At 66.2% G+C, this 19,399-nt stretch carries 21 protein-coding genes; 9 read left to right on the forward strand and 12 right to left on the reverse strand.

All coding sequences use genetic code 11. The features are described from left to right. Positions 1–6 precede the first annotated feature (6 nt). Complete coding sequence (gene clpB / locus QRN25_RS01125; RefSeq protein WP_285016942.1) at positions 7–2,586, reverse strand: ATP-dependent chaperone ClpB; 2,580 nt, start codon at positions 2,584–2,586, stop codon at positions 7–9. A gap of 392 nt (positions 2,587–2,978) precedes the next feature. Here clpB and QRN25_RS01130 point away from each other — a divergent pair, with 392 nt between their 5' ends. The 3 genes from QRN25_RS01130 (at position 2,979) to QRN25_RS01140 (ending at position 6,826) form a co-directional block, all read left to right on the forward strand. Beyond that, on the forward strand, positions 2,979–3,434 hold the full coding sequence (locus QRN25_RS01130) for a nuclear transport factor 2 family protein (RefSeq protein WP_285016943.1): 456 nt from the start codon (positions 2,979–2,981) through the stop codon (positions 3,432–3,434). A gap of 159 nt (positions 3,435–3,593) precedes the next feature. After that, on the forward strand, positions 3,594–6,524 hold the full coding sequence (locus tag QRN25_RS01135) for a M16 family metallopeptidase (RefSeq protein ID WP_285016945.1): 2,931 nt from the start codon (positions 3,594–3,596) through the stop codon (positions 6,522–6,524). After that, positions 6,521–6,826 (forward strand): hypothetical protein, encoded by a 306-nt coding sequence (locus QRN25_RS01140; protein WP_285016947.1) that lies wholly within the window; start codon positions 6,521–6,523, stop codon positions 6,824–6,826. The genes QRN25_RS01135 and QRN25_RS01140 overlap by 4 nt, the downstream gene beginning before the upstream one ends. Before the next feature lie 436 nt (positions 6,827–7,262). Here QRN25_RS01140 and gatB read toward each other — a convergent pair whose 3' ends face one another. From gatB to rpsU, 8 genes are all read right to left on the reverse strand, one after another. Then, positions 7,263–8,765 carry an Asp-tRNA(Asn)/Glu-tRNA(Gln) amidotransferase subunit GatB gene (gatB, locus tag QRN25_RS01145; protein WP_285016949.1) on the reverse strand — a complete coding sequence of 501 codons (1,503 nt, stop codon included), beginning with the start codon at positions 8,763–8,765 and terminating at the stop codon, positions 7,263–7,265. After that, entirely contained in the window at positions 8,758–9,168 is a 411-nt protein-coding gene (locus tag QRN25_RS01150; protein WP_271184732.1) for a type II toxin-antitoxin system VapC family toxin, read from the reverse strand. The genes gatB and QRN25_RS01150 overlap by 8 nt, the downstream gene beginning before the upstream one ends. Continuing rightward, complete coding sequence (locus QRN25_RS01155) at positions 9,165–9,524, reverse strand: AbrB/MazE/SpoVT family DNA-binding domain-containing protein (protein ID WP_285016951.1); 360 nt, start codon at positions 9,522–9,524, stop codon at positions 9,165–9,167. The genes QRN25_RS01150 and QRN25_RS01155 overlap by 4 nt, the downstream gene beginning before the upstream one ends. Next, positions 9,525–11,009 carry an Asp-tRNA(Asn)/Glu-tRNA(Gln) amidotransferase subunit GatA gene (gatA, locus tag QRN25_RS01160; RefSeq protein ID WP_285016953.1) on the reverse strand — a complete coding sequence of 495 codons (1,485 nt, stop codon included), beginning with the start codon at positions 11,007–11,009 and terminating at the stop codon, positions 9,525–9,527. A 127-nt stretch (positions 11,010–11,136) separates the two neighbouring features. Then, the gene (gene gatC / locus QRN25_RS01165) at positions 11,137–11,439 is read right to left on the reverse strand and encodes an Asp-tRNA(Asn)/Glu-tRNA(Gln) amidotransferase subunit GatC (RefSeq protein WP_008832562.1); all 303 of its coding nucleotides are present in this window, start codon (positions 11,437–11,439) and stop codon (positions 11,137–11,139) included. A 229-nt stretch (positions 11,440–11,668) separates the two neighbouring features. Beyond that, positions 11,669–12,157 (reverse strand): FKBP-type peptidyl-prolyl cis-trans isomerase, encoded by a 489-nt coding sequence (locus tag QRN25_RS01170; RefSeq protein WP_285016956.1) that lies wholly within the window; start codon positions 12,155–12,157, stop codon positions 11,669–11,671. Next, positions 12,154–12,729, reverse strand: coding sequence for an FKBP-type peptidyl-prolyl cis-trans isomerase (locus QRN25_RS01175; RefSeq protein ID WP_271184729.1), 576 nt, complete (start codon positions 12,727–12,729; stop codon positions 12,154–12,156). The genes QRN25_RS01170 and QRN25_RS01175 overlap by 4 nt, the downstream gene beginning before the upstream one ends. 165 nt (positions 12,730–12,894) lie before the next feature. Then, the gene (rpsU, locus tag QRN25_RS01180; RefSeq protein ID WP_008832565.1) at positions 12,895–13,101 is read right to left on the reverse strand and encodes a 30S ribosomal protein S21; all 207 of its coding nucleotides are present in this window, start codon (positions 13,099–13,101) and stop codon (positions 12,895–12,897) included. Positions 13,102–13,330: 229 nt separating this feature from the next. On the opposite strand from rpsU, the gene QRN25_RS26325 reads away from it, so the two are divergent. The 6 genes from QRN25_RS26325 to QRN25_RS01205 all read left to right on the forward strand — a co-directional run bounded on the left by QRN25_RS26325 (position 13,331) and on the right by QRN25_RS01205 (position 16,877). After that, complete coding sequence (locus QRN25_RS26325; protein WP_350224226.1) at positions 13,331–13,492, forward strand: type II toxin-antitoxin system Phd/YefM family antitoxin; 162 nt, start codon at positions 13,331–13,333, stop codon at positions 13,490–13,492. Between the two features lie 125 nt (positions 13,493–13,617). After that, the gene (gene crcB / locus QRN25_RS01185) at positions 13,618–14,025 is read left to right on the forward strand and encodes a fluoride efflux transporter CrcB (protein WP_285016961.1); all 408 of its coding nucleotides are present in this window, start codon (positions 13,618–13,620) and stop codon (positions 14,023–14,025) included. Further along, on the forward strand, positions 14,022–15,302 hold the full coding sequence (locus QRN25_RS01190; RefSeq protein ID WP_285016964.1) for an RluA family pseudouridine synthase: 1,281 nt from the start codon (positions 14,022–14,024) through the stop codon (positions 15,300–15,302). The genes crcB and QRN25_RS01190 overlap by 4 nt, the downstream gene beginning before the upstream one ends. Continuing rightward, on the forward strand, positions 15,299–15,949 hold the full coding sequence (locus QRN25_RS01195) for an HAD-IA family hydrolase (RefSeq protein ID WP_285016966.1): 651 nt from the start codon (positions 15,299–15,301) through the stop codon (positions 15,947–15,949). The genes QRN25_RS01190 and QRN25_RS01195 overlap by 4 nt, the downstream gene beginning before the upstream one ends. Then, positions 15,946–16,173, forward strand: coding sequence for a hypothetical protein (locus QRN25_RS01200; RefSeq protein WP_211150315.1), 228 nt, complete (start codon positions 15,946–15,948; stop codon positions 16,171–16,173). The genes QRN25_RS01195 and QRN25_RS01200 overlap by 4 nt, the downstream gene beginning before the upstream one ends. Continuing rightward, a complete protein-coding gene (locus QRN25_RS01205) occupies positions 16,170–16,877 on the forward strand; it encodes an ATP12 family chaperone protein (protein WP_285016975.1) in 708 nt (235 codons plus the stop codon). The genes QRN25_RS01200 and QRN25_RS01205 overlap by 4 nt, the downstream gene beginning before the upstream one ends. A gap of 84 nt (positions 16,878–16,961) precedes the next feature. Here the strand turns inward: QRN25_RS01205 and QRN25_RS01210 are convergent, their stop codons facing one another. The 3 genes from QRN25_RS01210 to QRN25_RS01220 form a co-directional block, all read right to left on the reverse strand. Then, a complete protein-coding gene (locus tag QRN25_RS01210) occupies positions 16,962–17,510 on the reverse strand; it encodes an outer membrane protein (RefSeq protein ID WP_036523667.1) in 549 nt (182 codons plus the stop codon). Between the two features lie 335 nt (positions 17,511–17,845). Beyond that, on the reverse strand, positions 17,846–18,439 hold the full coding sequence (locus tag QRN25_RS01215; protein ID WP_285016978.1) for an ABC-type transport auxiliary lipoprotein family protein: 594 nt from the start codon (positions 18,437–18,439) through the stop codon (positions 17,846–17,848). 11 nt (positions 18,440–18,450) lie between these two features. Then, positions 18,451–19,389 (reverse strand): MlaD family protein, encoded by a 939-nt coding sequence (locus QRN25_RS01220; protein ID WP_271184726.1) that lies wholly within the window; start codon positions 19,387–19,389, stop codon positions 18,451–18,453. Positions 19,390–19,399: the final 10 nt, after the last annotated feature.

Genomic DNA, 19,399 nt, shown 5'->3' on the forward strand with positions numbered 1-19,399 from the left:
TGCGCATCACTCGACGGTGATCGCCAGCGCACCGTCACCGTCCTCGATCCGGACCTGCGAGCCGTCCGGGATTTCCCCGCCGAGCAACTTCTCCGCCAGCGGGTCCTGCAGGTAGCGCTGCACCGCGCGCTTCAACGGCCGCGCGCCGTAGACCGGGTCGTAGCCGACACGCCCCAGCCACCGCTTCGCCGCGTCCGACAGGTCGAGCACGATCTTGCGGTCCTTGAGCAGCTTCTGCACGCGGGCCACCTGGATATCGACGATCGGCGCCATGTGCTCCTGGCCCAGCCGGTGGAACAGCACGATCTCGTCGAGACGGTTGAGGAACTCGGGCCGGAAATGCCCGCGCACCACTTCCATCACCTGCGGCTCCACGGTGGAGACGTCCACGCCCTCGTCAAGCCCGGCAAGGTACTGGCTGCCGAGGTTGCTGGTCAGGATGATGAGCGTGTTGGTGAAGTCCACCACACGGCCCTGCCCGTCGGTCAGGCGCCCGTCGTCGAGCACCTGGAGCAGCACGTTGAAGACGTCGGAATGCGCCTTCTCCACCTCGTCGAACAGCACGACCTGATAAGGCCGGCGCCGCACCGCCTCGGTCAGCACGCCGCCTTCCTCGTAGCCGACATAGCCCGGAGGCGCGCCGATCAGGCGGGCGACCGCGTGCTTCTCCATGAACTCCGACATGTCAATGCGTACCATCGCGGTGTCGTCGTCGAACAGGAAGCCCGCCAGCGCCTTGGTCAGCTCGGTCTTGCCAACGCCCGTGGGGCCGAGGAACAGGAACGAGCCGAGCGGCCGGTTCGGGTCCTGCAGGCCCGCGCGCGCGCGCCGCACCGCCTTGGATACGGCGGCGACGGCATCGGTCTGGCCGATCACGCGGCCGCCGATGATCTGCTCCATCTTGAGCAGCTTCTCGCGCTCGCCTTCCAGCATGCGGTCGACCGGAACCCCGGTCCAGCGGCTGACGACGCCGGCGATGTCGTCCTCGGTCACTTCCTCGCGCAGCAAGGCGTTCCCGGCGGTGGCCTGCGCCTCCGCCAGCTTCGCCTCCAGCGCGGGGATCGTCGAGTAGGACAACTCGCCCGCCCTGGCGTAGTCGCCGCCGCGCTGGGCCTGCTCCAGTTCGATGCGCGCGGCGTCGAGCTGTTCCTTGAGCTTGCCTTCCGCCGCGATCTTGTCGCGCTCGTTCTGCCAGCGGGTGGTCAGTTCGCTCGACTGCTGTTCGAGGTTGCTGAGTTCCACGCGCAGCGCGGCAAGCCGGTCCTTCGACGCGGAATCGCTCTCCTTGCCGAGCGCCATTTCCTCGATCTTGAGCTGGACGATGCGGCGGTCGAGCTTCTCGATCTCCTCGGGCTTGCTTTCCACTTCCATGCGGATGCGGCTGGCGGCCTCGTCCATCAGGTCGATCGCCTTGTCGGGCAGGAAGCGGTTGGTGATGTAGCGGTTGGACAGCGTCGCCGCCGCCACGATCGCGCCGTCGGTGATGCGCACGCCGTGGTGCAGCTCGTACTTTTCCTTGAGCCCGCGCAGGATCGAGATCGTGTCCTCGACCGTCGGCTCGCCCACGAACACGGGCTGGAAGCGGCGCTGCAGCGCGGCGTCCTTCTCGACGTACTTCTGGTATTCGTCGAGCGTCGTCGCGCCGATGCAGTGCAGTTCGCCGCGTGCCAGCGCAGGCTTGAGCAGGTTGCCCGCATCCATCGAGCCTTCAGAGGCGCCCGCGCCGATCAGCGTGTGCATCTCGTCGATGAACAGGATGATCTGGCCGTCAGCGCCCTTCACCTCGTCGAGTACGGCCTTCAGGCGCTCCTCGAACTCGCCGCGGTACTTGGCGCCCGCGATCAGCGAGCCCATGTCGAGCGACATCAGGCTGCGGTCCTTGAGGCTGTCGGGCACGTCGCCATTGGCGATGCGCAGCGCGAGCCCTTCGGCGATGGCGGTCTTGCCGACGCCGGGGTCACCGATCAGCACGGGGTTGTTCTTGGTGCGCCGCGCGAGGATCTGGATGGTGCGGCGGATCTCCTCGTCGCGGCCGATGACCGGGTCGAGCTTGCCGTCCTTCGCCGCCTGCGTGAGATCGCGGGCGTACTTCTTCATCGCGTCGTAGGCGTTCTCCGCGCCCGCGCTGTCGGCCGTCCGGCCGCCGCGCAGCTCCGTGATCGCGGCTTCGAGCGCCTGCGCCGTGACATTACCCGCCTTGAGCGCCTGACCCGCCGCCGTGGTCGTCGCCAGCACCAGGCCCAGCAGCAGCCGCTCGACGGTGACGAAGCTGTCGCCCGCCTTGGTCGCGGCCTGCTCGGCCGCGTCAAGGACACGCACGGCGTCGTTGTCCAGACCCGGCGAACCGGCCGCGCCGCTGCCCGAAACGGCGGGGATTTTCGCCAGCGCCTTGTTGAGTTCCTGCGTCGCGAACACCGGGTTGCCACCGGCGCGCTTGATAAGCCCGGCGGCCATGCCTTCGGGATCATCGAGCAGGGCCTTGAGGATATGCTCGGGCGCGATTCGCTGGTGGTTCAGGCGGATCGCGACGGTCTGCGCGGCCTGGAGAAACCCCTTTGCGCGGTCAGTGAACTTTTCGAGATTCATTGTGGAATGTGCCTCCTGATCCCGCTCATATGGTGTTGCTTATATGCAACACAAGGGCTGGACGCCCGAATTTTTCCTTAGTTGGTGAAATGCCCGAAGTCGTTGATCGGGCGCAACAGGAGCAGGCCGGAGCCGGCTGCCGAGGCAAAGATGGGTGCCCGTTGCCGATTTGCCAGAGGGCGTTTCGCTCCCTCCGATCGTCATTGCGAGCGTAGCGAAGCAATCCAAGGCATTCTCAAACTGCTCTGGATTGCTTCGCTACGCTCGCAATGACGAATATGGGGCGGCGATATCCATGCGGCCTTCGCCGGGGCGGTAATGCATGGCATCCGCTAGTCCCGCCCGAAGCCCTGCCCTAGCCTTCGCGCGATAACCCCAAGGGAAGAGGCTCAATGGCGAAATTCACACCCCAGCAGGCGGCAGACGTCCTCGCGATCAAGCAGGTGATCTACGAGTGGGGCGACGAACTCGACATCCACAACGGCCTGAAGATGCGCGAGACCGACTGCCTCGCCGAAGATGTGCGCTACAACGTCGGCGGCCAGTGGCGCGAGGGGCTGGTGGCGGTCGAGGCGTTCTACAAGGGCCGCGCCGAGACCATGAAGGCGGGCGCCGGCCTCATGACCATGCGCCACATCATCACCTCGCTGCGGGTCGGTTTCGAGGGCGAGGACCATGCGAAAGTCGGCTACCTGCTGGTGTTCTTCGCGGCGCTGGGCGACGGGCCTTTCGACACATACTGCGATCCGCTGGCGGTGGCCGACGTGAAGATGGAATGCCGCCGCGATGCCGATGGCGAATGGCGAATCTCGCTGTTCGATTCGGGGCAGATCTTCAAGCGGGGGTAAATTTCCCGCCTCGTCATTGCGAGCGAAGCGAAGCAATCCAGGGCGGCGTAGACCTGCCCCGGATTGCTTCGCTTCGCTCGCAATGACGAAATTATGGGCGAACATATCGTTTAACGTTTGCCGCTGGCCACACCGAAACAAGCTGCTAACCTCCCGCTCATGCGATCCGTATCCACGTCGAGCCTGAGCGCTCTCGCCGCCGCCCTCCTTCTCTCCGCCTGCGCTGCCGCCCCCTCCGGCACGCCTGTCGCCAGCACGCCGACGGCGCCGCCTGCACCGGAGGCCGCACCGCCTCGGCCCGCCGCCGCATCGCCGCAGGAACTGGTCGCCAAGGTGGACATCCCCTACGACAAGTTCGTCCTCGCCAACGGCCTGACCACCATCGTCCATACCGACCGCAAGACGCCGATCGTGGGCGTCACGCTCTACTACAAGGTCGGCTCCAAGAACGAGCCGCGCGGCAAGACCGGCTTCGCGCACTTGTACGAGCACCTGTTCTTCGGCGGCTCATCCAACGTGCCCAACTTCGACATTCCGCTGGAAGCGGCCGGGTCCACCTCGACCAACGGCTCCACTTGGTACGACCGCACCAACTACATCGAGACGGTGCCGACCGGCGCGCTCGACCTTGCGCTGTTCATGGAGAGCGACCGCATGGGGGCGCTGCTCCCCGCCGTCACGCAGGACAAGCTCAACAAGCAGCGCGGCGTCGTCCAGAACGAGAAGCGGCAGGGCGACAACCAGCCCTACGGCCTCGCCGAATATGCGGTGGCCGAGGGCCTGTTCCCGGTCGGCCACCCCTATCACCACTCGACGATCGGCTCGATGGCCGACCTAGACGCCGCCAGCCTGACCGACGTGCGCAAGTGGTTCACCGACCATTACGGCCCCAACAACGTCGTCCTCGTCCTCTCGGGCGACATCGACGCGGCGACCGCGAAGCCCAAGGTCGAGAAGTGGTTCGGCGCGATCCCGAAGGGGCCTGAAGTCGCCCCCGTCGCGGCCGGGCCGGTCACCCTGCCCGCGCCGATCTCGCGCGACCTGACCGATCAGGTGCCGACCCTGCGCCTCAGCCGCGACTGGAGCGGCCCCGGGCTCAACGATGCGGACGCACCCGCCCTGCGCATCGGCATGCACATCCTCGGCGGCCTCGCCAGTTCACGGCTGGACAACGAACTGGTGCGCGGGCAGCAGCTTGCCGTCTCCGTCACCGCCTCTGCCCAGACGTTCGAGCAGGCCAGCTTCCTCGACGCGTCGATGGACGTGAAGCCCGGCATCCAGCGAGCCAAGGCCGAAGCCGCGCTCGACAAGGTCATCGCCGATTTCGTCGCCAAGGGGCCGAGCGAGGACGAAGTGCGCCGCGCTGTCACCTCCATCCTGTCGAGCGAGATCGGCGGGCTGGAGCAGGTCGGCGGCTTCTCCGGCAAGGGCGCGACCCTCGCCGAAGGGCAAGTCTATTCGAACGATCCGGCCAAGTACAAGGCGGACCTGCAGGCCATCGCCGCGCTGACGCCCGACGCCGTGCGCACCGCGATGGCCAGGTGGCTCGGCCGCCCGGTCTACAAGATCGCCGTGGTGCCGGGCGCGCGCACCGAGGACGGCGCGAAGATGGGCGGCTGGGGTGACGAAGCCGCCAACCCGCCCGCAGCGGCAGGCAAGGCCGCCAAGGCCGCGAAGCTCGCCCCCGCGCCCAGGCGCACCGCGCCGCCGGTCGCGCCGGTCAGCGCCCTCGCCTTCCCGGCGATCGAGCGCACCACGCTCTCGAACGGCATCCCCCTCACGCTGGCGCGGCGGACCACGGTGCCCAAGCTGGTCCTGTCGATCGACTTCGACGCCGGGTACGCGGCCGATGCGCTCGACACGCCGGGCACGCAAGGGCTGATGCTCGGCATGCTCGAGGAAGGCACCAAGACCCGCAATGCCACCCAGATCGCCGAGGAACAGGAGCGCCTCGGCGCCTCGATCGGCACCGGTGCCAGCCTCGACACCAGCAGCCTGACGCTGAGCGCACTGAGCGACAATCTTGCGCCCTCGCTGGCTCTGGCCTCCGACGTGCTGCTGCATCCGGCTTTCGCGCAGGCCGACTTCGACCGCGCGCGCGGACAGGCGCAGGCCGAACTGGCGCAGGCCCAATCGACGCCGAGCGCGCTGGCCTCGCGTACGATGAGCGGCGAACTCTTCGGCACTCATCCTTATGCCCAGCCCGGCGACGGCCTCGGCAGCGATACCGCGCTCGCCGCCCTCACGCCCGAGGCGCTGCGCGCCGCCCACGCCAAGTGGCTGCGCCCCGACCTCGCGCGGATCACCGTGGTCGGCGACGTGACCATGGAGCAGCTCAAGCCGCTGCTGGAAAAGGCGTTCGGCGGCTGGAAGGCCCCGGCCGCACCCAAGCCGGTGAAATCGCTCGACACCGCGACGCCCGCACCCGCATCGCGCGTAGTGCTGATCGACCGGCCGAACTCGCCGCAGTCGGTGATCCTCGCCGGGCGGGTGCTGCCGCTGACCGGCCGCACGCCGAACGAGGAATCGCTGATGCTGGCGAACGACGTCGTCGGCAACGGCTTCCTCTCGCGCCTGAACCTCGACATTCGCGAGGAAAAGGGCTGGAGCTATGGCGTGCGCTCGGGCATCAGCCAGGCGACGGGGCCGGTGACGATGCAGGTCATGGCACCCGTGCAGGCCGACCGCACGGGCGATTCGATCCGCGCCATCATCGCCGACATGAGCGCCCTGCCGACGAAGCAGCCGATTTCGGCCGAGGAGTACCAGCGCGTCACCGACGGCGCGATCCGCAGCTTGCCCAACGACTTCGAGACGAATGCGCAAGTGCTCGCCGCCATCGTCAAGAACGACCGGCTGGGACGGCCCGAGGATTACTATGTGAAGCTCGCGCAGACCTATCGCGGCATCGACGCGAAGCGGATCGGCGGCGCGGCGGCGCAGTATCTGCAGCCCGCCGACCTGACCTGGGTGATCGTCGGCGATCGCAAGATCGTGGAACCGCAGCTCAAGGCCCTGGGTTTGCCCGTAGAGGTCCGCCCCGCACCCAGCGTCGCGGGCGAGAACGAGAGCGAAGGAGCTTCCGAATGACCGTTGCCGGCACGTACGACTGCGTCACCAATACCCCGCTGGGCCGCCAGAAGGGCGTCCTCACCATCGAGCCCGGAGCAGGCGACAGCTTCTCCGGAAACATCACCGGCGACCTTGGCAGCATGGACGTGACCGACGGTCGCATTGCCGGGCAGACCCTGACGTGGTCGATGAAGATGACCGTGCCGATGCCGATGGACCTCGACTGCAGCGCCACTGTCGAGGGCGATACGCTGACGGGAACGGTGAAGGCCGGCATGTTCGGCGCGATGGAACTGACGGGAACGCGGCGCGCGGGCTGAGCCCGCATCCCCGATCGTCATTGCGAGCGTAGCGAAGCAATCCAGGGCCACATAAACCGCTCTGGATTGCTTCGCTACGCTCGCAATGACGAAGATGGGTGCGAATACTTCCGGAAAACTGCAAAGGCCCGACACCGCGCGCTCCACTGTGGCGCAATGCCGGGCCCCCTCACCCCCCCAGGTGAGCTTGTGCAGCGCGCGGAGCCAGATGCCCCGCTTCGCCGAATGCGCGGACGATGCCCCTTGGGCACGCCAGCGCGAAATTGTTGGAAAGACCCCCCCGGTCTTCGCGCAATCGATAGCACCGCGAATTGCGAATACAAGCGGATTATTGCGAACAGTCCCTTCCCGGGACAACAAGAGTTGCACAGCGGACACAAAAAAGCCGCCGGACCCAAGAAACGGCACGGCGGCTTTTTCGTCAGGCTATGAAATCTCAGCCCAGCTTGGCCTTCAGGATTTCGTTGACGATCTGCGGGTTGGCCTTGCCCTGCATCGCCTTCATCGTCTGGCCGACGAAGAAGCCGAACAGCGCCACCTTGCCCTCGCGGTACTGCGCAACCTTGTCGGCATTGGCGGCGAGGATTTCGTCGACCTTGGCCTCGATGGCGCCGGTGTCCGATTCCTGCTTGAGCCCCTCGCGCTCGACGATGACGCCCGCGCCGTCGCCGGTCTCCAGCATGATCTCCAGCACCTGCTTGGCGATCGAGCCGGAGATCGTGCCCTTGCCGACCAGCGCCAGCAGTTCGGCGGCCTGCGCATGGCTGACCGGCGAATCCTCGAGGCTCTTGCCCAGCTTGTTGAGCGCGCCGAAGAATTCCGAGATCAGCCAGTTCGCCGCCTGCTTGGCGACTTCGGCGGGCGCCTTGCCCTGCGCCGAAGCGGTCTCGGCCAGCAGCGCCTCGAACCACTGGAACGTGTCGACGTCGGTGGTCAGCACCGCGGCGTTGTAGGCCGACAGCCCCAGTTCGCCTTCATAGCGCGCGCGCTTGGCGTCCGGCAGTTCGGGCAGCGAGGCGCGGCACGCCTCCAGGAACGCATCGTCCAGTTCCAGCGGCAGCAGGTCGGGATCGGGGAAGTAGCGATAGTCGTGCGCGTCTTCCTTCGAGCGCATCGAGCGGGTGGTGCCGCTGTTCGGGTCGAACAGACGGGTTTCCTGCACGATCTTGCCGCCACCCTCGATCACGTCGACCTGGCGGTTCGCCTCGTGCTCGATCGTCTGCATGACGAAGCGCACCGAGTTGACGTTCTTGGTCTCGGTACGGGTGCCGAACTCGTCGCCGGGCTTGCGGACCGAGACGTTGACGTCGCAGCGCATCGAGCCCTGATCCATGTTGCCGTCGCACGAGCCGACATAGCGCAGGATCGTGCGCAGCTTGGCGACATAGGCGCCGGCCTCGGCGGGCGAGCGCATGTCCGGGCGGCTGACGATCTCCATCAGCGCCACGCCCGAACGGTTGAGGTCGACATAGGACATCGTCGGGTGCTGATCGTGCATCAGTTTCCCTGCGTCCTGCTCGACATGGATGCGCTCGATGCCGATGACCTTGTCCTCGGGGATACCCGCCTTCTCGTCCGCCTCGATCGTCAGCGAGCCTTCGCCGACGAGCGGGTGGTAGAGCTGGCTGATCTGGTAACCCTGCGGAAGATCGGCGTAGAAGTAGTTCTTGCGATCGAAGCGCGACCACTTGTTGATCTGCGCGTCGATGGCCATGCCGGTGCGTACAGCCTGACGGATGCACTCGCGGTTCGGCACGGGCAGCATGCCCGGCATCGCCGCGTCGATCAGCGAGACCTGCGTGTTCGGCTCCGCGCCGAACGCCGTCGCCGAGCCGGAGAACAGCTTGGAATTGGACGTGACCTGCGCATGGACTTCGAGGCCGATCACGACCTCCCAGTCCCCGGTGGCGCCCTGGATGCGATAGGTTGATTCAGTCATCGGTCTGTTCCGGCAGAATGAGGTTCAATTCGGGAAAATAAGTACGAAATCGACGCGGATCGCGCGTCAGAATGCTGGCCTGCTCGACGATGGCATGCGCCCCGATCAGGAGATCGGGCAGAAGCGAGCCACGGCGTCCACCATTGCGGATCCAAGCCAGATGCGCGCGTCCGGCCGCCCACGACACCTGCAGGCTGATGTCCTTCACCGGCAGAGCAAAACCATCGAGCACTTCGACCAGATCGGGGAAAGCGGAAAAGCGAGGTGCGATCTCCCCCACCACGATCGGATTGATGAATGCGCCTTCTTCCACCGCGTCCATCAACTGGCCGGACGACCAATCGTGAAACGGCGAATGCGGCTCGATCGCATCGATCAGAATATTGCTGTCTACGAGGATCACGAATCCGGGTTCAACTTGAAGTTCGGGTCCATTTCGAACGGCTGGATCGGTTCACGGATCATCGCCATGTATTCGTCCACGGAAACACCGGGCATGGTATCGTTCGCCTTGAAGATGGCCTGTGCCTTCTTCAATCGCTCCCTGAAATCTGCCCGGCGCCGCTCGATTTCAGCAGCATCATCCGCTTTAAGGATGCGGGCATTGCCGTCCGCATCCATCTCGAAGCGCACCGGGCGACCCGGCAGCAACCCAAGGGCATCGCGGATGTCCTTGGGCACCGTGACCTGCCCCTTGATGGTGAGGTTGCTCTCATGCTTCATGACGCAAGTATTACCTTTTGACGGTAATACCGTCAATCACCACCAAGTCTCCGGCTTGGCCGCGAATGCCGCACGGCCTTCGATGGCCAGCCCTGCGTTCAGCACGCCCTGCTCGTCCAGCGGGCGGCCGATGATCTGGAGGCCCAGCGGCAGCCCCTGCGCGTCGAGGCCAGCCGGCACCGACATGGCAGGCAGGCCCGCCAGCGAGGCCGGGACCGTGAACACGTCGTTGAGGTACATCGCGATCGGATCTTCGTTGCTTTCGCCAAGGGCAAAGGCGGCGCTCGGCGCGGTCGGGGTCAGGAGGACATCGACCTGCTCGAAGGCCTTTGCAAAGTCCTGGGAGATCAGCGCGCGGACCTTCTGCGCCTTGGTGTAGTAGGCGTCGTAGAAGCCCGCCGACAGCACATACGTGCCGATCAGGATGCGGCGTTTGACCTCGGCCCCGAAACCGTCGGCGCGGGTGGCGGCGTACATGTCCTGCAGTCCCGCACCGTCGGGCAGGTCGCGCAGGCCGTAACGCACGCCGTCATAGCGCGCGAGGTTCGACGAGGCTTCGGCAGGCGCGATGATGTAGTAGGTCGCCAGCGCGTACTGCGTGTGCGGCAGTGAGACTTCGACCACTTCGGCGCCCGCGTCCTTGAGCCAGGCGATGCCCTGCTCCCAGATCGCTTCGATCTCGGCGGGCATGCCCTCGACACGGTATTCCTTCGGGATGCCGACCTTCTTGCCCTTGAGGTCGCCCGACAGAGCGGCGGTCCAGTCCGGCACCGGCAGGTTCAGGCTGGTCGCGTCCTTGGGGTCGAAACCGGCCATGCTTTCCAACATGATCGCGCAGTCGGTGACATCGCGCGCCATCGCGCCCGCCTGATCGAGCGAGCTGGCATAAGCCACCACGCCCCAGCGCGAGCAGCGGCCATAAGTCGGCTTGATGCCGGTGGTGCCGGTGTAGGCGGCGGGCTGGCGGATCGAGCCGCCGGTGTCTGTGCCGGTGGCGGCAGGCACGAGCCGCGCCGCGATCGCCGCCGAGGAGCCGCCCGAGGAGCCGCCCGCCGTCAGAGGCGCATTGCTGCCAGGCCGGCGCCAGGGCGACACGACCGAGCCGAAATGGCTGCTCTCGTTCGAGGAGCCCATCGCGAACTGATCGAGGTTGAGCTTGCCCAGCAGGCCCGCGCCCGCATCCCACAGCTTCTGCGAGACGGTCGATTCGTATTGCGGCACGAAACCTTCGAGGATGTGGCTGGCGGCGGTGGTCTGCACGCCGGTGGTGGCGAACAGGTCCTTCATACCGATCGGCACACCGCCCATCGGCCCAAGCGCTTCGCCGGCGGCGCGCCTGGCGTCGATGGCCTTGGCGGCGGCGATCGCGTGGTCAGGCGTGGCGACGATGAAGGCGTTCAGCGCGTCCTGCGCCGCCGCGACGTTGGCGTTGAACGCCTCGGCCACTTCGACGGCGGAGAAGGTTCCGGCGGCGATGCCGTCGCGGATGGCGGCTACGCCAAGGTCGGTAATGTCAGTCATGCTGCATTCCAGATTTTGTGTGCTGCTGCATCCTTCGACAAGCTCAGGATGAGCGGGGATTAGATGACGCCCCTCCCCCGACACCGCTCAGCCCGAGCGTGTCGAAGGACCGGGTAAAACCCAAAGCTTATTCGATCACCTTGGGCACGCCGAAGAAGCCGTGCTGCGCGGCGGGCGCATTGGCCAGCACCGCGTCGCGCTTGTCGCCGCCGGTCAGCGGGTCGGCATCGATCACGTCGTCGCGCAGGCGCAGGGTGTTGGGGATCACGGCGGTCATCGGCTCGACACCGTCGGTGTCGACTTGTCCGAGTTGCTCCACCCAGGCGAGAATGCCGTTCAGTTCGGGCACCATGGCCTCGAGTTCCTGCTCGCTCACCTTGATGCGCGCGAGGCTGGCGATCTTCGCCACGGTTGCGGTATCGACCGACATGGCTTTTTTGTCCCTTGGCCTTTTTACGGTTGAGCCCGCCGCGCATGGAAGCACGGCGGGCGGAAATTCGATAGCGGTGCGCTAGCAGCGGGGCGCCGCGGCTTCAAGCGTGCGTCGCCCCGGATTTGCTCCGGGACCGCAGGCCGTGAACAGCCCACCTGACCGCGCGCGCTGCAAGGCCGCGCCTAACGACAGCCACCGGTCCCGGATCAAGTCCGGGGCGACGTATTTACTGCGCGGGCTTAGCCGCCTCGCCCTGCTGCTGGGCCGCCTGAGCCTGCATCTGCGCCATCATCGCCTGGATTTCCTCAGGCGTCTTGAAGTCGAGCAGGTCGATCTCGAAGACCAGCGTGGAATTCGCCGGGATCGGGCCGGACGCCTGCGCGCCGTAGCCGAGTTCGGGCGGAATGGTCAGGCGATAGCGGCCGCCACGCTCCATCTGGAGCAATCCTTGCGCAAAGCCGGGGACGACCTCGTCGAGCGCCATCGGCATCTGCTCGTTCTGGTCGAACACGGTGCCGTCCTGCAGCATGCCCTTGTAGTTGATGAGCACGTAGCCATGCTCCGGCGGCTTGCCGCCGGTGCCGGCCTTGATCGCCTCGACCTTGACCTGCGGAACCGCAGGTGTTGCGGCCGGGGCAGCGGGCTTCGGGGCAGCTTGCGCGAACACGGCCGAGGGCGCTGCCACGAGGAGCAGCGCCGCGATCGCTGCCTTCACTGGGCCGGAGCCGGAGCAGCCGGTGCTTCGACGCCCGGAGGCATCGCGCCCGGTGCACCCGGAACGCCGCCCGGAGCACCAGCACCGCCCTGCATCTGCTGGAGCTGCTGCAGGATCTGCTGCTGCTGGCGGATTTCGGCAAGGCTCTTGTAGTCGATCAGTTCGACTTCGAACTTGAGGTCGGCGTTCGCGGGGATAGGCGAACCGGCGGGCGGGTTGGCGCCGTAAGCCAGCTCGGCGGGAATCGTGACGTCGTACTTGCCGCCGCGCTGCATCTTCATCAGCGCCTTGGAGAAGCCGGGCACGAACTGTGCGACGGGATTGGGGTAGTTCTTGTTCTCGTCGAACACCTTGCCGTCGGTCAGCATGCCCTTGTAGTTGATGAGCACGACGTCTTCCATCGTCGGCGAGGCGCCGGTGCCGGCGGTCAGCGTCTTGACGGTGGGCGCGGGCGGCAGCGCGGCATAGGCCACACCGGCCGAGGCCAGAGCGATCGCGACGACACCGATCCAGATCTTGGAAACAGCGCCCTTTTCGATCGGCTGCAGCGCAACGCGGGTGATCTCTGTCATCGTCTGTGGCCCTCGTATTCTTTTGAAGCGCCCGGGCAGGCATCCCTTGCAGATGCACAAAGGGCGCGGAATGGTGATTCCGCGCCCTCATGGCTCAACCCGGCGCGGCATTCAAGCCGCTGATCCAGATTTAAAGGTGCCCTGCGCAAAAGCGCAGGAAAGCTCTTACTTGGAGCCGTCGCGCTCGGCGCGCTTGCGCTCAAGCTTGCGAGCGCGGCGAACGGCGGCAGCCTTTTCGCGAGCGCGCTTTTCCGAGGGCTTCTCGAAGTGACGGCGCAGCTTCATCTCACGATACACGCCTTCACGCTGCAGCTTCTTCTTGAGCGCACGAAGAGCCTGATCGACGTTGTTGTCGCGGACGAGAATCTGCATAAACCGAAACACCTCACAAAACAGACGAAGCCGCCACGCATCCGGTTCGGCGCGGCGTGCTGCGAATCTAGAGCCAATAAAAGGCCGCCGCCGGACTCGGAGGCAGCTGATTGAGCGGCCCGTTAGCAAAGTGACGGCCTGAAGACAAGGGTTAAGGCGAAGAGGCTGCATCCATAACCGCGCCATCCGACTTTGCGGAAACCCGCCTTCCCCTCCATCATCGAACGCCATGGAGCAACACCCCAAGCCTTTGTCCATTCCTCAGGCCCAAGCCCGGTTCGCGGCGCTGGTTGATGAAGCCGTAGCGGGGAAGGAAGTCATCATATCGGACCAACATGGGCGAACGGTACGCCTCGTGCCTATCCGTCCGCCCCCGCCTTCGGCTTCCTGACGGGCTGACTTCCTACCCTGTCAGTATGCCTGAAACCGAGAAACGCGTCCCCATCGCGCAGGTTCATCCCTAACCTTCAACCCGGCCGGATTGGAATTCCGGCGATTCGCGGCTAAGGCGGCGCCATGCCCCAACCTTCCTTTATACTGGCCTCTCTCTATGTGGCCCTCGGCGGCGCGTTCGGCTCGTGGCTGCGCTTCCTCGTCGGGCGCGGCTGGACCGCTGCGCTCGGCCCGGTGCGCGCGGGCGTCTTTCCTTATGGCACCCTCACCGTCAACGTCATCGGCAGCGTGCTGATGGGCCTGCTGACCGGCTGGCTCGCCCGCCTCGGAAGTTCCGGCGAGAGCACCCGCCTGCTGCTCGGCATCGGCGTGCTGGGCGGGTTCACGACGTTCTCGTCGATGAGCCTCGATTTCGCCACCTTGATCCAGCGGGGCGAGATCGCCACCGCTGCCTTTTATACCGCCCTGTCACTGCTCGCCGGATTCGGCGGCCTGTTCCTCGGCCTTTTTGTTATGCGGAGCGTGGCATGAGCAATATCGATATCGTCCGTCAATTCACCGTCGGTCAGGATGACGACGGCGTCCGCCTCGACCGCTGGTTCAAGCGGCACTTGCCCAAGGTGGGCTTCGCGATGGTCTCGCGCTGGGCGCGCACCGGCCAGATTCGCGTCGACGGCAAGCGCGCCGACGTCGACACCCGGCTGGAAGCGGGCCAGACCCTGCGCGTGCCGCCCGGCGGCGAGCAGAAGGCCAGCGCCAACGGCGAACGCCCCCGCCGTGAATTGACCGAGGCCGAGATCGAACTCGCCGATTCGATGGTGCTGACGCAGGACCGCGCCGCGATCGTGCTCAACAAGCCGCCGGGCCTCGCCACGCAAGGCGGCTCGGGCATGAAGGAGCATGTCGACGGCCTGCTCGACGCCTATGTCGAGAAGGGACCGCGCCCGCGCCTCGTCCACCGACTCGACAAGGACACCTCGGGCGTCCTGCTGATCGCCCGCACCCCGGGCAGCGCGGCGTTCTTCTCGAAGCGGTTCTCCGGCCGCACCGCCAAGAAGATCTACTGGGCGCTGGTGGTCGGGGTGCCGAGCATCAACGACGGCATGATCGAACTGCCGCTCGCCAAGCAGCCGGGCACCGGCGGCGAGAAGATGCACGTCGACGAGAAGGAAGGGCAGACCGCCCGCACCCGCTACCGCGTGATCGACCGCGCCGGCAACCGCGCCGCCTGGGTCGAGCTGCACCCGCTGACCGGCCGCACCCACCAGCTGCGCGTCCACATGGCGGCGATCGGCCACCCGATCGTCGGCGACGGCAAGTACGGCGGGCAGGAGGCGTTCCTGACCGGCTCGATCAGTCGCAAGATGCACCTCCACGCACGTCGCCTCCTGATCGAGCACCCGGACGGCGCCCCGCTGGACGTCACCGCTCCTCTTCCGGAACACTTCGCCAATTCGCTGGAGCAACTGGGCTTCGTCGAATCGGAAGGCGACACCGAGATCGAGGCTCCGGCCGAGTTCACCAAGGAAGACCAGAAGAAGGCCGCCAAGCAGCACGCCAAGGAATATCGCAAGGAACGCCGGGGCGAGCGCCGCAAGCGCAGCGATGGCCCCGGCTCGGGCCAGACGCGGCTGAGCAAGCCCGGCGGGAAGCCCGGTGGAAAGGCGCCCGGAAAGCCTGCGGGCAAGTCGTTCGGGAAGCCGGCCGGCAAGCCCGCACGTCCCGGTGGCAAGCCTTCCGGTCCGCGCACGGGTGCAGCGCGCTCCGCTCCCAAGCCCGGCGGCGCGCCGCGAGGCAGGTCCCGGTGAAACTGGCGGTCTTCGACTGCGACGGCACCCTCGTCGATGGGCAGGCGCCGATCTGCGAGGCGATGGAGGCGGCCTTCGCCGCCTTCTCGCTGCCTTCACCGACGCGCGGGAGCATCCGGCGTGCGGTCGGGCTTTCGCTGCCCCAGGCGATCCGCCAGTTGCTGCCCGATTCGGACGCCGAGCAGCAACACGCCATGGCCGAGGCCTACAAGCTCTCGTTCCGCACCGCGCGCGAACAGGGCCGTGTCGCCCAGCCGCTGTTCCCGGGGATCGAGGACACCTTGCGCGCCCTTCATGCCAATGGCTGGACGCTGGGCGTCGCCACCGGCATGTCGGATCGCGGCCTCGGCTTCTGCCTTGAGGCGAACGGCATCGCCGACCTCTTCGTGACGCTCCAGACCGCCGACCGTCATCCCTCCAAGCCCCACCCTGCGATGCTGGAAGAGGCTTTGTTCGAAGCGGGCGCGCAGGCGTCGGAAGCCGTGATGATCGGCGACACGGCCTACGACATGCAGATGGCGACGTCCGCGCAAGTCCGCGCGGTCGGCGTGGACTGGGGCTATCACCACCCGCGCGAACTGTCCGAAACGGGCGCCGAAATGGTCGCCGAGACCCCGGCGCAGTTGCTGGAGCACTTGCTCAGGTGAGCCAGCCGAAACCCGGTCGCGATCCCGCAGCGCTGCGCTTCGCGATCATCAACATCGTGCGCATCGCCGGTGTCGCTTTCGTCGTGCTCGGCCTGCTGATGACGCAAGGCCGTATCTTTCCCGGCGCACCGGCATGGGTCGCCTATCTCCTCCTCGCCAACGGGCTGATCGACGCCTTCGTCCTGCCCGCGATTCTCATCAGAAAGTGGCGCACACCCAAATGAAGCGTTTCTACAAGGAAGCGACCGCCGAGCAGACCGAAAACGGCCCGGAAGACTCGGGCTGGCGCGCGGTCCTCGACGGCCGCCCAATCCGCACCGCAGGCGGCCGCCCGCAAGTCGTGCCGACGCAGGCGCTGGCGCAGGCGCTGGCCGCCGAATGGGCCGGACAGGGCGAGGAGATCGACACCGCGACCTTCCACTACCGCGACCTTGCCGACTTCGCGATCGACGCCGTCGCGCCCGCGCGCGGCACCGTCATCGCCGAACTGCTGCCTTACGCCGAAACCGATACTCTGTGCTACCGCGCCGACCCGGACGAGGCGCTCTACAAGCGGCAGATGGAAATGTGGGAGCCCGTGCTCTCATCCGCAGAGGCGCGGCTTGGCGTCACTTTCACACGCATCTCCGGCATCATCCACAAGCCGCAGCCCGAACCGACGCTGGCGTGCCTGCGCAGCGAACTGGACGCCTGCAGCGATTTCGAACTTGCCGCGCTGAAGATGCTGTCGAGCCTCTCCGCCTCGCTGGTCATCGCGCTGGAGGCGATCCGTCCCGGCGCCGATGCCGAAGCCTTGTGGAAGGCCGCCGAACTGGAGGCCGACTGGCAGGTCGAACTCTGGGGCGAGGACTGGGAAGCCACCGAACGCCGCGCCGCCCGGTTCGAGGCGTTCAGGCTGGCGATCGCACTGACCGCACTCTCCCGCTGAAACGGAAAAGACCCGCCGCGGCGAGAGCCGGGCGGGTCTTTTGGCAAGAGCGGACGCCTACGGCGCCCGCCCCATGTCCTGAGATCAGAACTTGGCGCCCAGCGCGACGAGCGCGTTGTGGCGGCTGAAATCGCTTTCGTAGTTCGAGTAACGGTACTCGGCCTTCACGAAAAGGCGGTCCGACAGGTCGTACTGAGCGCCTGCGCCGAGACGGAAGCCGTCGCCATTGGCGCCTTCACCGTAGCTGTCGACACCATCGGTGTAAGTCACGCGCAGGCGGGCGTTGGTGTAGCCGCCGAGCACGTAAATCTTGCTGCGCTCACCGACCTGGGTGCCGAGGCGCACGACAGCGGCGAGATCGCGGCCGGTCTTGATGCAGAGACGCTCGGCACCGGCCGACGCGCATTCCTTGGTGGTGCTGTCGGCGGCAGTGCCCTGGATGCCGACGAACAGGCCGTTCGACAGGGGAATGTCGTAGCCGGCGCTGATGCCGTAGGCGACGCCCTCGTCCGATTCGCCACCGACCGAGATCGAGTCGAGACCGGTTTCCACCTGCACGAAAGCCTGTGCCTGGGCGGCGGCCGGAACGGCGAACAGCGCGGCGGCAACGGCCACCGGGACGAACTTCTTCATGGTATGCTCCTGCAATATTCTTGTCGCACCCGCACCGTTACCGGCAGCAGGGAGGCGCCCCTTAGCGGGAGCGAAATTGCCGTCAAACCAAAGAGTTGTTTCTGGATTGTCATCAAAGCGTCACTGTTGCCGACAAGCAACATAAACGAATGTCGAGAAACGGTATTTTCAACCGTTTCCCGTCAATTCATTCGTTTGCCGTGATTTAAGCGCAATATGCGAATGAAAACTTTTTACCTTCGTCTCTTTTATATCGCGAAGGCGCTTCCCATGGACTTTTTAAATTAATTCTGGCCCTTGGCGAAACTCCGCCCGCGCTCCACGCAGCGAGGTGGTCAGCCCTTGACCCAGTCCGCCACCTGTCGCGCGACGTCGTTTGCCGCCTGGTTGAGTGCTGCGCCCACCGGCTTGGCCTTGGCCTCGACGCCGTTCACCACGGCTTCAAAGCGCTTCGTCTGGAGCGGGCCGATGCCGCGTTCCGAGCGCACCGCATCGAAGCGCACCACGACGGCGCTGCGCTGCGCGTCATAGCCCATCTGCAGCAGGCGGCCGCCGATGAGCGTCTTGCCGGTGACCTCGAAGTCGCCGCCCTCGACCACGAGTTGTCCGGTGCGCGCGCGCAGGGTCTCGGCCAGCAGCGAGCGGAACTGGCGCGTGGGCTTCTCCACCCACAGCGCGTCCTTGAGATAGGCGACGCTGGAACTGTCCACCGTCACCGGCACCCGCAGCACGTCGAGGCCGCGATCGGATTCGGGATCGAGCACGACGATCGCATCCGACAACTGGCCGCTCGCAGTCGCCCCGACCGGCGCGCCGTCCTGCGCGGTGAGCTTGAGCAATTCGTCGGGCGGCTTGGTGCCGAGGCTCACGCAAGCCGACAGGGTGAGCGCGGCAGCGGCCGCCATCAGTCCATGGCCAAAACGGTTCATCGCGATACCCCTCACGGCTTATAGTCGGGCAGCTTCTGCCCCTTGAGCAGCGCTCCGGCGCCCTGCTCGTCGATCTTCTCGGTCAGGCTGCGCAGCGCCTTGCTGGTCGCGCGCAAGTCGCGGATCGCGCTTTCGGCGGCAGGCAGCGTCTGCTCGGACACCTGATCAAGCGCGGGCTGAGCATGGGCCATCGTCTTGTCGAGCTGGTCCATCGACTTCTGCGCCGAGGCCAGAGTCTTGCGCAATTGTTCCGCCAGCGAACTGCCTTCGTCGCCCAGCAGGTCGTCGGCCTTGTGCGCCACGCCCTCGAACGCGGCGAGGGTCTGAGTGCCCTGCTTGAGCGTCGCCTGCAGCTCGCTCATCGTCGCGCGCAGTTGCGGCGTCGCCTGCGACAAGTCCTTCGTCATCTTGTCGGTATTGGCGAGGATGCCGGTGATCGACTTGCGGTTTTCCGCGCTCATCAGCTGGTTGAGGTTCTCGGTCAGCGTGGCGAGGCGTTCCATCAGCAGCGGCGCGTTGGTCAGCAGTTCGCCGAAGCCGCCGCGCTTGGTCGGGATGACCGGCACGCCTTCCGGCCCGGGCTCGGTCAGCAGCGGCGCGCCCTTGACGGCGCCTTCCAGCTGGATGTCGGAAACGCCGGTGAAACTGCCCTGGATGGTCGCGGTGGTGCCCACCGTGATCGGCACCTTCTCATCGACCTTGACGCGCACGCGCACGAAGCTGGGGTCCTGCGGCCATAGCTCGATCTGTGTGACCTGCCCCGAAGGCACGCCCGCATAGCCGACTTCCGACCCCTTGGCCAAGCCGTCGACCGACTGCTTGAAGAAGATGTCGTATTCGTTCTGGGCGCCTTCGTTGAGCCGCGCGATCCAGATGACGAACGCCGCGAGCGCCGCCAGCAGGACAAGCGTGACGACTCCGACCCAGACGTGATTGGCTTTGGTTTCCATCGCCTGCGCC

The organism is Novosphingobium sp. fls2-241-R2A-195 (genome assembly GCF_030209485.1).
In the GTDB taxonomy this organism is placed as follows: domain Bacteria; phylum Pseudomonadota; class Alphaproteobacteria; order Sphingomonadales; family Sphingomonadaceae; genus Novosphingobium; species Novosphingobium resinovorum.

Bases quoted from the DNA above. Each gene is read 5' to 3' on its own strand.
- clpB (WP_285016942.1), bottom strand. From the start codon at position 2,586: ATGAATCTCGAAAAGTTCACTGACCGCGCAAAGGGGTTTCTCCAGGCC.
- QRN25_RS01130 (WP_285016943.1), top strand. From the start codon at position 2,979: ATGGCGAAATTCACACCCCAGCAGGCGGCAGACGTCCTCGCGATCAAG.
- QRN25_RS01135 (WP_285016945.1), top strand. From the start codon at position 3,594: ATGCGATCCGTATCCACGTCGAGCCTGAGCGCTCTCGCCGCCGCCCTC.
- QRN25_RS01140 (WP_285016947.1), top strand. From the start codon at position 6,521: ATGACCGTTGCCGGCACGTACGACTGCGTCACCAATACCCCGCTGGGC.
- gatB (WP_285016949.1), bottom strand. From the start codon at position 8,765: ATGACTGAATCAACCTATCGCATCCAGGGCGCCACCGGGGACTGGGAG.
- gatA (WP_285016953.1), bottom strand. From the start codon at position 11,009: ATGACTGACATTACCGACCTTGGCGTAGCCGCCATCCGCGACGGCATC.
- gatC (WP_008832562.1), bottom strand. From the start codon at position 11,439: ATGTCGGTCGATACCGCAACCGTGGCGAAGATCGCCAGCCTCGCGCGC.
- QRN25_RS01175 (WP_271184729.1), bottom strand. From the start codon at position 12,729: ATGACAGAGATCACCCGCGTTGCGCTGCAGCCGATCGAAAAGGGCGCT.
- rpsU (WP_008832565.1), bottom strand. From the start codon at position 13,101: ATGCAGATTCTCGTCCGCGACAACAACGTCGATCAGGCTCTTCGTGCG.
- QRN25_RS26325 (WP_350224226.1), top strand. From the start codon at position 13,331: ATGGAGCAACACCCCAAGCCTTTGTCCATTCCTCAGGCCCAAGCCCGG.
- crcB (WP_285016961.1), top strand. From the start codon at position 13,618: ATGCCCCAACCTTCCTTTATACTGGCCTCTCTCTATGTGGCCCTCGGC.
- QRN25_RS01190 (WP_285016964.1), top strand. From the start codon at position 14,022: ATGAGCAATATCGATATCGTCCGTCAATTCACCGTCGGTCAGGATGAC.
- QRN25_RS01205 (WP_285016975.1), top strand. From the start codon at position 16,170: ATGAAGCGTTTCTACAAGGAAGCGACCGCCGAGCAGACCGAAAACGGC.
- QRN25_RS01210 (WP_036523667.1), bottom strand. From the start codon at position 17,510: ATGAAGAAGTTCGTCCCGGTGGCCGTTGCCGCCGCGCTGTTCGCCGTT.
- QRN25_RS01215 (WP_285016978.1), bottom strand. From the start codon at position 18,439: ATGAACCGTTTTGGCCATGGACTGATGGCGGCCGCTGCCGCGCTCACC.
- QRN25_RS01220 (WP_271184726.1), bottom strand. From the start codon at position 19,389: ATGGAAACCAAAGCCAATCACGTCTGGGTCGGAGTCGTCACGCTTGTC.